The following is a 15532-nucleotide window of genomic DNA, read 5'->3' on the forward strand; positions in this document are numbered from 1 at the left end:
TTGTGTAGCCCTGGCCGTCTGGCCTAAGGGTTTGCGGCGGGGGTATCAGCATCTGGCGACGCGTCGACAAAGCGCTTGGCGAGGAAACCGTAAAGCAGGTAGCCGATCGCCAGGACCAAGGTTCCGCCCAGTACCGCGTCCTTGCCGCATGCATACAGGGCATACAAGGAGTACGTCACTGCAATCAGCAATACCACCACATTGCGCGAGTAGACTCCCCGGGACACCCCGGCCTTGTGCATGATCACCAGCAGGCCAGTAAGCGCGGTGATGTAGGGGAGGAGATTGGTCACCGCTGCCAGACTTACCAGCTTGCTGAATTGGGCGGCGGCGTCGGGCGATATGGTCGACAGCGCGAGGAGGGTTTGCATCACGCCGCAGACGAGCATCCCGACGACGGGCGCACCTGCCGAGTTCAGCTTGCTGAACAGTTTGAGGAACAGGTTCTGGTCCGCCGTCATCTTCGCTGTTTGTGCGAGGGTAAACTGCCATCCCAGCAGCGAGCCGATACAGGCCATGACCGCCAGCGCCATGACAATGTTGCCTACGAGGGGGCTGAATATCCTGGCGTAGACCAGCGCGAACGGAGCAGAAGAATTCGCCAGCTCCTGGTTCGGGATGATGCCCTGAATGACGGTCGTCGACAGCACGTAAACCACCGCTGCACCAAGGGTCCCGAACAGGCATGCCAACGGAACGTTGCGCTTGGGGTCTTCGACCGCATCAGAGGCCTGGGCGGCTGACTCCATGCCCAGGAAAGCCCATAAGGTCAGCGGTATGGCTTTGCTGATGGCCTCCGCGATCGGCAGGTCGTTGGGGTTCCACGCGGCGCTCAGCACATCGGGCTTGAACCAGAACCAGCCAACAATGCTCAGGCCTGCAACCGGAATGATCACACCCCAGACAGTGAAGGCGCCGATTTTTCCGGTGATGCTGGGGCCACCGAAATTGGCGAACGTGGTGAGCCAGATCAAGGCAATTGTGCCGATGCACAAGGGGATGGCGCCCGTCCCCAGCCATGGCACGAACGCGGTCATGTAGCCTACAGCAGAGATGGCAACGGCGACGTTGGCGATGGCAAGCGACAGAAAATACAGGTACGAACAGAGGAAGAAGCCGGACTTTGCATGCGCCTCTTCAGTGTAGGCAGACAGGCCGCCGGAGCGAGGGCAGAACACCCCACACTGCGCGAAGCAGTAGGCGATGGCCATAGAGCCTATGGCGGTGAAAATCCACGACAGCAACGAGACCGCCCCTAATTGCGCCATGTTGGTGGGCAACATAATGATGCCCGAACCCATCATGTTGACGGTCACCAGCGTCGTCAGTCCTGTCAGGCTCATTTTCTTGCTTGAATCAGCCATCGCAAGCTCCTTGCCGTGTTCAAAGTGTTGAACTTGGCCCGACCCTTAAGCGCAAGCGGCCGAGCAGGATTAGTGCTTACTGCCTGACTACATAGATCTTGTAGGTTGACTGTCCCTGGCTGTCACATTCGATCTCGACGCCATGGTTGTCATGTTCGAAACCGGGAAAGTGACCATCGAAGGTTTCCATTGCCAGCAGGTAGTCGACAATCGCCTTCTTATCGGCGCTGACCTTCTCACCAGGCATGATTAGAGGAATTCCTGGGGGGTAGGGGACGATCTGCACGGCCACGGTGCGTTCGATCATGTCCCGCACAGCAATCTGTTCGATTTCATGTCTGACTAGCCTGGCGTAGGTATCCCTGGGTGAAAACACCGGGTCGGGTAACAGGGTGTAGGCGGCGTCCATGTTCTTCAGCATTTGGGTAGCAAGCATGTCCTGATGCATCTCGCTGGCCAGGTCCCTGAGACCCATCTGCGCGTAGCGTTCGCCATGGCTGGCGACCAGATGCGGCATCACCTGATCCAGTGCGGAATTTTCGTCGTAGTGTTTTTTGAAATCCATCAGGCCGGCGACCAGCGAGCCCCACTTGCCCTTGGTCACCCCCAGACTGAACAACACCAGAATGGAATAGGGCTCGGTTTTCTCCACCACAATGCCGCGGCTGGAGAGGAAAGACGACACAAGCGGCGCCGGAATGCCATCGTTCTCCATAATGCCTTCCAGCGTTTGTCCCGGGGTGAGCACCATGACCTTGATCGGGTCGAGCATGCAGTAGTCACTTCCAAGATCGCCAAACCCGTGCCACGTCGCCTCGGGCTTGAGGACCCAGGCGGCGCCTTGACGCAATACTTGCGGATCAACATCAACGAATGGCACCCCGTCGACCTCGTCCGGTTGCCACACGGCGAACCACCAATCCTTGGGATCGCGCTGCTGAATGTCCTTGCTCAGACGCACCATGGCTTGACGAAACGCGATTGCTTCGGCGATTGATTCATCAGTGAGGTAACCCCCAGCGTCGTTCATCATTTTCGCCGAGACATCGGTCGAGGCGATGATGCTGTACTGCGGCGACGTCGAGGTGTGCATCATGAAGGCTTCATTGAACAATGCGGGTTTGACCGGAATCTTCCCGGACCGGACATGGATCATTGAAGCTTGCGAAAGCGCGGCCAATAACTTGTGGGTGGAGTGGGTGACTGTCACCGTGGCGTCGTCGGCATGCCGTTCTCCACGGTGCATGCCGTACCTGCCTTCGTACAGCGGATTGAAGCGCGCATAGGCGTACCAGGCTTCGTCGTAATGAATGCGGTCGACACTTTTGCTCAGTTCTCGAGTGGTGGTCTGGACGTTGTAGCAAAGGCCGTCATAAGTCGAATTGGTAAGCACCGCCAGCACCGGTCTGGCTGACTTATCGATCGCCAGCGGACTTTCAGCGAGCTTTTGTTTGACCGTGGCCGGGGTCAACTCCGTACCCGGCACCGGGCCTATCAGACCCCGGGCATTGCGCCGGGGACGCAGATAGAGCGGCACTGCGCCCGACATGTTCAAGGCATAATTCAATGACTTGTGGCAGTTGCGGTCGACCAGCACGGCATCGCCGTCAGTGACTGCTGAGTGCAGGACTATCTCGTTGCTCGCGGAGCTTCCGCCTACGGAAAAGAAGGTGAAATCCGCACCAAACACCCGCGCGGCGTATTTTTCCGCTTCATGTATCGGTCCGGAATGGTCATTCAACGAGCCCAGTTCGCCGACTGAAACACTCAGGTCCGAGCGCAGCATCTGCTCGCCGTAAAAGTCGACAAATGTGCGGCCCACAGCAGTTTTCATAAACGCCGTACCACCCGTGTGCCCCGGGGTATGCCACGAGTATTCATGGGTGCCGGCAAAGTTCACCAACGCCCCGAAAAACGGTGGCAGGATGGTGTCAAGGTAGCGGCGGGCGGCGGCTTCAATGCGTCCTGCGATGAACTGCGGACTGTCTTCGGGCTGCCAGATGAAACCGTCGATGGTCTCCACGAAGGCCAGTGGCACCTGACCCTGATGCGCTTGCGTCATTCCCAGGATGATCGGCATCTGTGCGGTACGCCGACGGATCAGCTGGATCAGCTGCAGCGCTTTGTCCTGGTCGTTATCGCACAGGCCCCAGCCGAGAATTGTGCAGCAGTAGGCGGAGTTGGCACTGAACGCGATTTCAGCCTCGTCCAGCGACCCGACCATCTCGACCTTGAGCTCATGCTCATCAAGGATGGCAGCGATTGCCTGGACGCTGCGCATAGTGACGGTGTTCTTATGCTCTTGGGTGTTGGCGACGATCAGCACGGGGAAGCGTTGGGCCAAATCAAGAGGCAGTCTGGTTTGCGTGGAGCTCATGGGTTTCTCCTTGAGCATGCTCAGGACGCAGCCTCAGGCAGTAACTACGTAACCATGGGTGCGGATTCGATCGCCTTCAGGTTTCAGGTAAACACCCTGCAATTCAGGGGTGAAGCCGGGTAGGCAGTTGATGCCTTCTTCGAGGGCCAGAAAGTACTTGAGCACCGCGCCGCCCCATACTTCCCCAGGCACTACGCACAGCACGCCGGGTGGGTAGGGCAGCGCACCTTCGGCAGCGATGCGCCCCTCAGCCTCGGCCAGCGGCACCAGCTCAACATTGCCGCGGATGTACTCGGTCTGTGCGGCCTGGGGCTTCATGGCCTGCTTCGGAAAATGTTCCTTGCGGAAAAGATCTTTCTGCAACTGCTGCACATTGTGGCTGCGGTACAGGTCATGCATTTCCTGGCAGAGCCTGCGAATCGTGTAACCGCGATAGCGCTGCTCATGCTGGGCGTATATCCCCGGCAAAACGCGGCTCAGCGGCGCGTCGTCTTGAACGAAGCGCTCGAAGCGGGCTATCTGTGCGGCGAGGTGGGCCATTTTTGCCCAGTCTTCCGCCGGAGTGAGCAGGAACAGAATGGAATTCAGGTCGCATTTTTCCGGAACGATGCCGTTCTGACGCAGAAAGTTGGCGAGGATGCCGGCAGGAATACCGAAGTCGGTATAAGTGCCATCCACCGCATCAATACCCGGAGTGGTGAACAGCAGTTTGCAGGGGTCAATAAAATATTGTTTGTCTGCATAGCCAGGAAAGGCGTGCCAGCGATCCTTGGGATGAAACTCAAAAAACCGCAGGTCGCTGGCAATCGCTTCCGTTGCGTGATCCTGCCATGGGCGCCCGTCAATGAGGTCCGGCACGAACGGCCGGACCATGGTGCACGCCTCCATGATCAGCTTGCGTGCGTTGATACCAAACTTGACGCAGTCGTCCCATAACCGCCGACCGCTACGGCCTGAGTGGATACGCGCATTCACATCAAGCGAGGCAAACAGTGGGTAGAACGGGCTGGTAGAGGCCTGGGCCATGAACGCGTTGTTCAGCCTCGCGTGGTTGCAGTAGCGCGCCTGGCCCTTGATGTGGCGGTCCTTCTTGTGAATCTGCGAGGCTTGTGAGAACCCGGCCTGTTGTTTGTGCACCGATTGGGTGACAAAAATGCCTGGATCGTTTTCGCCGAGGTCAAGGAGCATGGGCGAGCAGTCTTTCATCATCGGGATGAACTGCTCGTAGCCCACCCAGGCGGAATCAAACAGGATGTAGTCACACAGTTTGCCGATACGCTCGACTACCTGACGGGCGTTGTAGACGGTACCGTCGTAGGTGCCAAGCTGGATGATCGCCAGCCGGAACGGCCTTGGTGCCTCGGACTTTTCTGGAGCAACTTCCTTGATCAGCTGACGGAGGTAGTCCTCTTCGAAGCAGTGAGCATCGATTCCACCGATAAACCCATAAGGGTTGCGCGCGGTCTCCAGATACACCGGCGTGGCCCCGGCCTGCAACAACGCACCTTGATAGTTTGACTTGTGATTGTTGCGGTCGAATAGAACCAGGTCGCCATGAGTGAGCAGCGCGTTGGCAACAACTTTGTTGGATGCCGAGGTGCCGTTGAGCACAAAGTAAGTCTTGTCCGCATTGAACACCTTCGCCGCCTGTTGTTGTGCGAGGAGTGCCGGACCCTCATGAATCAGCAAATCTCCGAGCTTGACGTCTGCATTGCACATGTCGGCCCGAAACAGGTTTTCGCCGAAGAATTCGAAGAACTCTCGACCCGCCGGGTGTTTGCGAAAGAACTGGCCACCCTGGTGACCTGGGCAGGCAAATGTAGCGTTGGCCGCCTCGGTATAGCGCTTCAGCGCGTCGAAGAATGGCGGCAGGAGACTCTCTTCATAGGCCTTCGCCGCCGTTTCCAACTGGTGGCCATAATATTCCGCATTATTACTGGCCAGGTCGAAGACGCCGCTGACCTGGAGAATGACATCCTGCAGCTGTTTGTATACATCCAGGGAACGATTGCCAGGGCCTTGGTTAGCCATCAGGAAGATAGGAATATCGAAGCCGGTATTCTTAATAGTCTCTATTGCGCCAGCTTTTAAATCATCTAACGAGAGCACGGCGACGGCAACGTCGGTTAGAGATGTATTTTCGAGAGAAACGACTTCACGGGTAGTATTGAAAGAAGCGCGAACTGCATCGCTCGCAGCAATCTTCAAGATAGTCATGTCCATGATCTCTTGGTTGTTGTTCACCTGACTGTCAGGCGCTTGTACTTGACTAGGTATAGATGTTTAAAGACCTTGGTCAACTAACTATTTGGTTATGTAAAAACATTTTTTATTGCGTTTTATTGTTAAAAAGTCAGGTTTTTTATCCTGACTATTTAAAAAATCTTTCAAATACAATAACTTAATCAGTTCACACGACTTCATTTTGTTGGGTAGGGAAAGCTTGATGTTTGCCCTTGTCCGCACATCGGCTAACTTAGGTGAGATGAGTAATTCTTTGAATTAAGTCTTTAATAATCGAGTGCGTAGCAGCGCAGATAATGAGAAGGACAAGAAACTAGAGAGTATGTTTTTCGAAACCACCTGCGCCAGGTGTTAATACGGTGAACAGTCTGGCCCCGCGCGGCGATGCTGTTTGTCGCATCTACTGCACACTGCCAACCATGGAGGCATGATCATGAACACATGCATAATCCCCAGCGTGGCGGCGGTATTGTCCGTACTCAGCATTTGTGCCGCCGCTGAAACCGTAGTGCCCATCAAAGGCCAGTCCCCCGAGACAGTCCAACTCGATACCAGTCAATGTCAGGCGTCGTCCGGCACTACGGGCAATGCCACGACTTCGCAGTCGGGCGGCCGCGTTCGCGGTGCTACGAAGGCGGCCGTAGCAGGTGCGGGTGTCGCACAAGTGCGGGGTAATCAACACGACAACGCTTATGATCGGGTCGATGACAGCGTCAAGCAGGAGTATCGACAAAGTAAAGCCAAGGATGCTGCCGTAGCCGGTGCGGTCGTAGGCGGGTCTCGACAGCGTCAGGATCGGCGAGACGCCAGGCACGCCACAGAGCAGGCGTCATCTGCTTACAGCACATGCATGCAGCAACGAGGGTATCAGGTCACCCCTTGATCCTGAGCCGGGTTCAGCCTCCGGTAACACCGCTGGCTGAATCAACGGCTAGTCTTGATCAACAGTAACCGCTTTCCAGCTTTCATCCGGATCGAAGCGTTTTATCGACTGCGCCCACGTGGCACCGGCGGGCCCAAGGTCTTTCTCAAACACTTGCCCCTCATGGCTGATCATAAAACTCATGACCCCGGTGTCGTTGTATTTGGCAGGCCAGGCGATCAGTGCAAAGCCGCGGATCATCTTGTCGCCGATCAGGTAGCTGTAAGCGCCACCTGGTGCGGAGGAACCCTGGCTGTGGAGGATGCGGAAGTGGTAGCCATGCCAGTCTTCGCCCGCGATGGTCTTGCCGAAGTCGGGGCCTAACGGGCTGATAGCACCGCTTTTATCGTCCGGCCAATAGAGTCCGTCATGCCTGCCCGGTGTGCTAAAGATTTTCTGCGCATACTCAAGAGCACCGTCACCATCCCGGTCCACTGATGCGTAGTCCATCTGCGCATCGTGATAGGCCAGCACCGATTGCACTGCGGCGAGTTCGTTGCTCCCGATTCGACGCGCTCTGATTTCTGCGCTCCCGGCTTTGATGTCGAAGCGCCAACCGTTTTCGGTTTTGATCATCGGTATCGGCAGTGTCCAGTGCTCACTGCCGACCGACAGCAGCGCCTGGTACTCGCTGGTTTTTTCGATGCGGTGCTCTTCGCGGTATTGCTGCAAAAACGCATCCACGTCTTTGCGCTGCACGCCCTGACGCGGAATGAAGCTGCGCCATTCTTCACCCAGCAACTCGGTCAGCCGTGCCTGATCAGCGCGCTCGGTGCCCAGCGCCTCCACAAACGCGTGAGCAGCCTGTTCCGGTGTTGGAAATGCCTGCTGCGCGGTGGCGACCCACGGCCAGGCCAAACCGACTGTAATCGTTACGAAATAAAGAAGGCGGCCCATGAGAGCGTTCACTCGAAACCGTTTTTTCACCGACGGCCCCCCCTTTGACGCATGGGTGGACCGGACGGCCTGGTTATCTGCGGACCGGCAGACCGCGCGGCACTGGGGCGCAGGGCCGATGCCTGACTGGCTCGGCCGCGACTGGCTTGGGCATTGCTCTGGGAAGGTGAGCGCGCGCCGGCGAATGCGTTGTTGCGCGCACCGCCAGGCGTTGCGGAGGGACGCTCTTGTCTGGCTGGGCGCCCTGGCGAGGACGCCTGGCCGCGCTCATTTGTCTGAGCCGTCGGTCGCCCGTTCTGCTGGTTGTCGCGAGGATTTCTGTCGCTATTCTGACCCCGGCCAGCCGGACCAGATCTGGCAGCACCTGCCGGTGACCGATTGCTGGCTGAGGGTTCGAATTGCGCGGCGCGTGCTCGATCACGGGCTTCGCGGTTGCTGGTGGCGGGTCGCTCGATCCCGGCCCGGTCCATGGAACCACGGGCTTTTTCTCGCGCCTGGGCTCGTTGAGCATTGTCCCCTCGGTAGGCCTGTCGCTCATTGGCGCCGTTGAGTTGGCGGCCGTACTGTTCGCGGCTTCTGGTGTCCCGATAGGGAACGCCATCGCGATGGGCAGCGTTATGTTGCCACTTGTTCTGGTTGTTGGTGATCCGGTTGCTGCTGTTGATGTTGTTGTAGCGATTGACGTCGATGTCTACATCGTTATTGCCCCAGTCGCAGTCACCCCACAACGAGCCGACGATCGCTACGCCGGTCCCGAATGCCAGGCCCGCCATGAGCGCTTGACCGGGGTAATAGGCCGGTGAAGGCGGATAGTATGCCGGCGGGGAGGCAGGGTACGGCCAGGTGCCATAGGTGGTGGTCGAGTTATAACTGGGGACGTACACCACCTGTGGATCGGCGGGCTGAATGATGATGGTCGAAGTACTGCTGGCGGGTAGAGGTGCTGCGGCAGCAGGCGCAGGGGCGGCCGCCGGCGTTGGCGCCGCCAGGGCCTGAACCGTCACGCTTTGGTATTGATTGCTTTCAAGGTTGCCCGCTGCTTGCGCTTTATGACGCAAGCGTTGCACGCCTGTCATCACATCGTCGGGTTGAGCGAGGAAGGCATCGCCCAGGCGCTGTACCCACACGGGATCTTGTCCTAACGTTGCCATGAGCTGCGGAAAAGCGACCAGCGCCTGCACGCTGGGGTCCCAAGGCTGGTTGGCCACTTGCTTGACCGCCTCATCGCCTTTCGCGTCCGGGTGAGCTTTTGACCAGGTCACCGCCTCTGCAACTTCTCCGGGGTAGGTCACAGCCATCAGTACCTGCGCCAGCAGTGGGTCTGGGTAAAGCGCAACGGGCGCCAACATCTGATCCAGCTGTTCCTGAGTGAACACGGCATCTTTGGTCGCTGTAGCGACTGGCGCGGAGTCAGCTGCATTTGCGGTCGCATCAACTGGTTGTGCCAGGCCGACCGAACCGCTGAACAACATTAAGGCAGACACCACGCAAAGTAGTGGAATGCGCATTGCCCCCCCTTCGCGATCAGGCAGGCGTGAGGTAAACGAATGAGTGGCGGGAAAGTAAGCGCCAGCTGTGCCATGCACAACGGCCACCTCGACGCCTCTCACTGAGAGTAGCAAACATTTTTTTTCTGCCAGTTCCAGGCGGCGGATTTTTGATTTTGGAGGTTTATCTTGTCAGCGCTTCCCGGCACTGCTTTCCGTTCGCTCTGGCGACAGGTTTGATTGAAGCTAGACTGATTCTGCACTCGCCAAACCACGACCCCGTGAGGTCTGATCATGACAAAGGATAAGAACAAGGGCTCTCGTAAACTCCCATCTGCCACAACCCGGAAGTTGCCGAGCAAGGATTATTATACCGAGCTGCGCCGACTGCACGTTGAGCTGGTCAACCTCCAGGAGTGGGTCAAGCGAGAGGGCATCAAGATTTGTGTCATCTTCGAAGGTCGCGACGGTGCGGGGAAGGGCGGGACGATAAAGGCACTCACTGAGCGGGTAAGTCCGCGTGTCTTTCGGGTGGTGGCGCTACCCGCGCCGACTGATCGCGAGAAGAGCCAGATGTACATGCAGCGCTACCTGCCACACCTGCCCGCAGCTGGCGAGGTAGTGATCTTCGATCGCAGTTGGTACAACCGCGCAGGGGTGGAGCGGGTGATGGGATTCTGTACTGAAAAGCAGGTAGACAAGTTCCTCAAGTCAGTACCTTTGCTGGAGCGTGCAATCGTCGAATCGGGCGTCATTCTGCTCAAATACTGGCTGGAGGTCAGCCAGGAGGAGCAAACACGTCGCCTCGAAGCGAGGATTGAAGACGGGCGCAAGATCTGGAAACTGTCCCCGATGGATTTAAAGTCGTACAGCCGCTGGTTCGACTACTCGCGCGCCCGTGACGACATGTTCAAGGCTACCGATACCGAGCATGGACCTTGGCTGGTAGCCAACTCAAACGACAAGCGTCGTGCCCGCCTCAACATCATCTCAGATCTGCTGAGCCGCATTCCCTACAAGACTGTTCCGCGCGAGAAGACCACGCTGCCCAAGCGGCAGAAGCCAGGCGACTATCGCAAAGCGGATTATCCATTCAGGCATATCCCGGAAATTTTCTGAGGGGAACCTGCGTGCAAACATTGGCGATCATGGAATGCGCCGCAACGTTGACACGCTTTATACCGGGCCGCGGGGCTGCAGATTGCTGTCGATGAGGGTTTGAACAACCTCCAGGACCCCGTTAATGGCGAACTGGACACCCATACAAACCAGTAAAAAACCCATCAATCGTGATATGGCATCTATACCCGATTCGCCCGTCACTTTCATGATGACGTCCGACATACTCAAACAAAGCCAAAGTACCAGCGAAGTTGCAAGGAAGATCAAAGGAGGCGCGGTCAGCAGCACCCACGCGGGGAAGGTGGTGTTGTGTTTGATGCTGGCCGATGCGCTGATGATCATCGCGATTGTCCCTGGGCCGGCGGTGCTGGGCATGGCTAACGGGATGAACGCAAAGCTGGTTCGTCGAACATCGCCATCATCCGCAGAAGATGGTCGAGGGGGCTGCGGAAATAACATTCGCGAACCGATGATCACGAGAATGCCACCGCCGGCAATGCGCAAGCCGGGTATGGATATATTGAAAACATCCATGACCAGTTCGCCGATGTAGTAGGTGAGCGTCATGATCGCAAAGACGTAGAACGCGGTTAAAAATGCCTGTTTCTTTTTTTCTTCTCGACTAAGACCTTGGGCGAGCGCCAGAAACAGCGCAACTGTAGTCGGGGGATTGATCAAGGGTAACAACGCCAGCAGGCCCAATACGATAGCGTCAAACAAAGCGCTCATGGAGACATCCTCCGACCTATCCGTTGATCTCAGGCAGTGGATGCTGGCTTGGCCAATGCAATGTCGGCTGCACCCAGACGCTTGAGAATGTCGAACAGCAAATCGCTCTTGGTCGTGCCGACGATGCGTGGGCTGCTCACGTAGCCAGTAACCGTCAAGGTGATGCCATCAGGCGTGAGTTTACTGAAGCGCACGAAAGGGGCTGGCCTGACGAGTATATGTTCGTGCTCGTTGTAAGCGTCGTACAGCAGGTTTTGTACTTGCTCAGGATCAATATCCAGCGGGAACAGCAGTTCGAGTGTCGCCACGCCCTGAGCACTGCCGCCCAAGGTCACGTTGCGCAGGTTTTGCGAAATGAGCTGCGAGTTGGGCACGATCACGATCGATCGATCGCTCAGTTGTATCTCGGTCGCTCTGACATTGATGCGGCGAATGTCACCTTCCACGCCGCTGATGCTGATCAGGTCGCCTACCTTGACGGGGCGTTCGGTCAGCAGGATCAGTCCCGATACGAAGTTTTTGACGATTTCCTGCAGCCCGAAACCGATACCGACGGACAGCGCACTGACGATCCATGCCAGGTTCGTCCACTCCACACCTAGCGAAGACAGGGCTATCAGGATGACCAGCGCATAACCAATGTTGGCGTACAGCGTACTCAGCGACGCCTGCATGCCTGGGTCCATATCGGTCTTGGGCAGAAACTCGTTGTCCAGCCACCGGCCAAGGGATCGAATCAAGTAGACGCCGATGAGCAGCGCCAAGGCTGCGTTCAGTAAATGACCCGGAATGATATTGAAGTTGCGCAGCCCGGCGCCCCCAAGAATGGTCAGGATATTGTGCATCAGCTGTCCCAACGTGGTGCCCAGGCCACCCACGAAGAGCGTGATCACTGCGAGCAGCAACAGTCCCGCGCGGCCGATGCCGGACACGATGATCGATATCTGTTCCAGCCGCGTGTCGCTGATACCCAGTACCTGTCCGAGCGACTTGCCGCTTGGGTTTTTGGGCGATAACAGGTACTCGCAACTGTCTCTGAACAGCTGCATCAGCAGGTAAAAACCCGAAAAGATAATCAGCACCCAGGCGACTTCGTAGGTGATGAATCTAGCCAGTGAAATGTAGCCGACCAGCATTGCCAGCAACGATACGAGCGTGGCAATTGCCGTGATGGTGTACACCAGACCGTACAAGGTGCTGCCAGCCGGCGCTGAATCCTTCACAGCAACCGCTACGCGTCGGACCTTTCCGATGCGCAATAACCCCGCTGCTGTAATGCTTGTTACGGCCAGCGCGATAATGCCTCGGGCGGTTATCACGGTCTGTCCACTGATACCGGCTGCATTGATGATTTGCATAAGTGTCATCAGCACCAACAGCGTGCTGGCAAGCTGTCTTGGAAAAGGCTGCAGAGCAAGTGCCAGCGGATTTGAGATCGACGGCAAGCGCCAGGAGGGATGCTCGGTGGATAGCAGCGCGCGGCTCAGTCCGGCGATGAGGACACAGATATACGCGGCTTTCTCGAAGCCATCGGAAAACGTCGCGAGCATGGGTGTCAATGGCTGGTGCCGGGTGCAGGCATGAAAGAGCAGTTGCAGAGCGCAGGCCGTGGTCAGAATGGTCGACAATACCGAGGCCAGGGCCAATGTGCTCCGGCGCAATCGTCCATCCGGCATATGGTGGATGCAGAACCAGGTCAGGACGCGCTCAGCGTAACGCCGACCCGGTGTCCAGATGAGCAGCGCCAGCGCCGCAAGAACAATCGTATAGAGGCGCTGTCCGGGCTGCCAGGCAATGGCCCCGGTGTCCGCCACTTGATCGATGAAAACCGTTAACTTCTGCAGATCGTCTGCAGACGGGTCAAACAATGGCGCCCAGAAGTCCGAACTGAGAATGCTGGGGGTTCTCAGCGTGAGTTCGTTTTCGAGGAGACTGCGTCGGATCACGGCTATCTGGGTGATCAAGTCGATAGCGTTTTCTTTCAGCGCCGCAAGCACGCCCAGGGTCGCGTCAACCTGGTTTTTCTGCGCGGTGAGGGAGGCGCGCTGCTCGGCGATATCGGTCATCTCCGGGGCAGTCTTTTCAACCGGCGCGGAGCCCATTACCCCAAGTTGCGCGCGTAATTGAGCCTGCTCGGGCAGCAATGCATTCGACAGCCGGTCGATGTCCAGAATGAACGCCTGGACCTGATCCTGCGGACCCTCCAACTGGTTATAACTGCTGGCCGATGAAATCTGCTGTTTGAGACTGTCCAGCCTGAGCTGTAACGCCTTGAGTTCGCCCTGCGAAACGGTAAGGTTTGATATGGCTGAGGGGCCGCGTGCGGCCTGGGGTGAATCAGCAGCCAAAAGGGTCCCCACGCTCGCTTCGACAAGTGTCAGGGCAATCGCGATCACGACCCGTAAAGCAATGCGCATGAACATGCCGGCGCAAAAATTATTCTAGGTGTTCAGGCTTGCCGGTATATTTGGCGCGTTTGGGGTCTCGGGACAGGTCGAGCAAGTAGCGCAGTTCGCGCGGAGCGTGGTGCTCCGGGCTTGGCAGATTGCGATTATGCATGTTGAACGCCATGTTGGTTCTCTCAACTTATCGGTTATCGATTATCCGCTTGGTCATGCATTCCGGGGCACCAACACAGCGCGAGTCAAGGCGTCAGGGTTAATAGGCGATCGGATCGCGGATGATCGGGCAGGTTATGCAGTGCCGCCGCCGCGTTCACGTCCGAGTTCGCTGGCACTGATGGTGTGCAGATACCTTGCTCAATAATTACGGTACAGCTTGATTTAACACGCTAGTTCGTTTTGAGTGAAACGACAAATTGCCCTGAGTAAGATTTAAATAACTATTCGGTTTGGACCGTTGTGTTAATAAGCCTCTTTAGCATATGTACCCTCACCGAGCTCGGGGTGTTGTTGAGATGAAGTTGTGTTACTTGATTTCGGCAATGGCCCCCTGCGTTTATTGGCTTGGCGCATCATTCGTTGTCAGTTTCTCCGCCTGTGCAACCCATCCGCCGCCAGTAGCCTTGTACAGATCAATCATTGAAGTGAAGACTGTGCCGCGGGTGCGTGTGTAATTTAACTCGGCATCAAACAGACTGCGTTCGGCATCCAGCACCTCGATGTAACTGGTGTACCCGTTGTCGTATCGCAAACGCGCGTAATAAGCATATGTGCGCAGCGCCTCGACCTGCCGTGCCTGAAACGCCATCTGTTCGCGAGATTTACTGGATGCGATCAGCGCATTTTCAACATCGCTGAAGGATGATTGAATCGCTTTCTGGTAAGTGAGCAGCGCCTGTTGCTGGAAGGCTTCTGCTTGTTGAACCTGCCCGGCGATGCCCCCGCCCGTGAAGATTGGCGCGCTCGCAGCGACGCCGTAGGACCAGGTGGCGGCGGGTCCGGTGAACAGGTTCGAGAGCTGATTGCTGACTGAGCCCAGCAGGCCCGTCAGGGAAATGGTCGGGAAATACTGGGCCTTGGCCGCCCCGATCTGGGCGTTTGCGGAAATCAGGTTCAACTCCGCCTGACGTAGATCGGGACGCCTGTGCAGCAAATCCGACGGTAAACCGGCGGGCACCGATGGCAGCGTCAGATCCGCCAAATCGCGACCCCGAAGGATGGGTCCCGGGTTGCGCCCGAGAAGTACGGCCAACGCGTTTTCCTGTTGCGCGACCAGAGGCTCAAGCTGGGCCACTGAAGCCAGGGTGCGCTGGTATTCGGATTGATTCTGTGCCAATTCCATTTCGGAGATGGTGCCGGCACCGAACCGCAGTTTGAATATATCAAAGGAGTCACCCCGCACCTTGGCGGTCGTGCGGGCGATCTCCAATTCGCGGTCCAGATCGCGCAACGTCACGTAACTTGAGGCCACCGATGACACCAGACTGAGTATGACGCTACGGCGTCCTTCTTCGGAGGCGAGTAGATCGGCGCGGGCGGATTCATTGAGGCGACGCAGACGGCCCCAGATGTCCAGCTCCCAGTTCACGCTGAGGATGGCTTGATAGTTGTTGAACACCGGGTCGATGGACGAGTCCAGTGGTACCGGGCCGTTGTTTCGGGGAGACCGGCTGCGCTGACCTTGCGCGCCGAGCCCTGCCTGAGGAAACAACAAAGAACGCGTTTCACCATAGCGGCCCTGAAATTCCTCTACCCGCGCAGCGGCAATCTTGATGTCTTTGTTCTCAAGCAACGCACTGCGGATCAACTCGTTAAGAACCGGGTCCTGGAACTGCTCCCACCACAGTGTATTGGATAGATTCCTGGCCTCGTGGTCGGCATAGCGGTAGGCAGCGGGGGTTTCAATATCCGGGGGCTGATAATCCGGGCCAACCATGCACCCGGCCAAGGCCAGACACAGCAACAGCGGGACCGAGGACTGATGCATG

The 15532-nt window shown here is 57.3% G+C and carries 10 protein-coding genes and 2 pseudogenes; 2 read left to right on the forward strand and 10 right to left on the reverse strand.

Annotation, left to right across the window (positions count from 1 at the left end):
- Positions 1-23: 23 nt before the first annotated feature.
- From potE to speF, 3 genes are all read right to left on the reverse strand, one after another.
- Positions 24-1364, reverse strand: a complete 1341-nt coding sequence (gene potE, locus ACP7E4_RS15010) for a putrescine-ornithine antiporter (RefSeq protein WP_426115589.1) — start codon at positions 1362-1364, stop codon at positions 24-26.
- A gap of 76 nt (positions 1365-1440) precedes the next feature.
- Positions 1441-3741, reverse strand: coding sequence for an Orn/Lys/Arg decarboxylase N-terminal domain-containing protein (locus tag ACP7E4_RS15015; RefSeq protein ID WP_426115591.1), 2301 nt, complete (start codon positions 3739-3741; stop codon positions 1441-1443).
- A gap of 33 nt (positions 3742-3774) precedes the next feature.
- Positions 3775-5958: an ornithine decarboxylase SpeF gene (speF, locus tag ACP7E4_RS15020; protein ID WP_426115593.1), complete on the reverse strand. Its 2184-nt coding sequence runs from the start codon at positions 5956-5958 to the stop codon at positions 3775-3777.
- Between the two features lie 460 nt (positions 5959-6418).
- Between speF and ACP7E4_RS15025 the strand changes: the two genes are divergently transcribed.
- Entirely contained in the window at positions 6419-6868 is a 450-nt protein-coding gene (locus ACP7E4_RS15025; RefSeq protein WP_426115595.1) for a hypothetical protein, read from the forward strand.
- Positions 6869-6916: 48 nt separating this feature from the next.
- Here the strand turns inward: ACP7E4_RS15025 and ACP7E4_RS15030 are convergent, their stop codons facing one another.
- A complete protein-coding gene (locus ACP7E4_RS15030; protein ID WP_426115597.1) occupies positions 6917-7804 on the reverse strand; it encodes a DUF2950 domain-containing protein in 888 nt (295 codons plus the stop codon).
- A 26-nt stretch (positions 7805-7830) separates the two neighbouring features.
- On the reverse strand, positions 7831-9312 hold the full coding sequence (locus ACP7E4_RS15035) for a DUF3300 domain-containing protein (RefSeq protein ID WP_426115599.1): 1482 nt from the start codon (positions 9310-9312) through the stop codon (positions 7831-7833).
- A gap of 273 nt (positions 9313-9585) precedes the next feature.
- Here ACP7E4_RS15035 and ppk2 point away from each other — a divergent pair, with 273 nt between their 5' ends.
- On the forward strand, positions 9586-10410 hold the full coding sequence (ppk2, locus tag ACP7E4_RS15040; RefSeq protein ID WP_426115601.1) for a polyphosphate kinase 2: 825 nt from the start codon (positions 9586-9588) through the stop codon (positions 10408-10410).
- Between the two features lie 57 nt (positions 10411-10467).
- Here ppk2 and ACP7E4_RS15045 read toward each other — a convergent pair whose 3' ends face one another.
- From ACP7E4_RS15045 to ACP7E4_RS15065, 5 genes and pseudogenes are all read right to left on the reverse strand, one after another.
- On the reverse strand, positions 10468-11142 hold the full coding sequence (locus tag ACP7E4_RS15045; protein WP_426115603.1) for a MarC family NAAT transporter: 675 nt from the start codon (positions 11140-11142) through the stop codon (positions 10468-10470).
- 29 nt (positions 11143-11171) lie between these two features.
- A complete protein-coding gene (locus tag ACP7E4_RS15050) occupies positions 11172-13559 on the reverse strand; it encodes a DUF3772 domain-containing protein (protein ID WP_426115605.1) in 2388 nt (795 codons plus the stop codon).
- Between the two features lie 22 nt (positions 13560-13581).
- Positions 13582-13713: pseudogene (locus ACP7E4_RS15055) on the reverse strand (ornithine carbamoyltransferase); the annotation flags it as partial.
- Between the two features lie 87 nt (positions 13714-13800).
- Positions 13801-13886 (reverse strand): annotated as a pseudogene (locus tag ACP7E4_RS15060) (arginine deiminase family protein); the annotation flags it as partial.
- A gap of 214 nt (positions 13887-14100) precedes the next feature.
- On the reverse strand, positions 14101-15531 hold the full coding sequence (locus ACP7E4_RS15065) for an efflux transporter outer membrane subunit (RefSeq protein WP_426115607.1): 1431 nt from the start codon (positions 15529-15531) through the stop codon (positions 14101-14103).
- Between the last annotated feature and the right edge of the window lies 1 nt (position 15532).

Origin of the sequence: Pseudomonas sp. DSP3-2-3 (genome assembly GCF_049898225.1) — a bacterium.
Taxonomy (GTDB): domain Bacteria; phylum Pseudomonadota; class Gammaproteobacteria; order Pseudomonadales; family Pseudomonadaceae; genus Aquipseudomonas.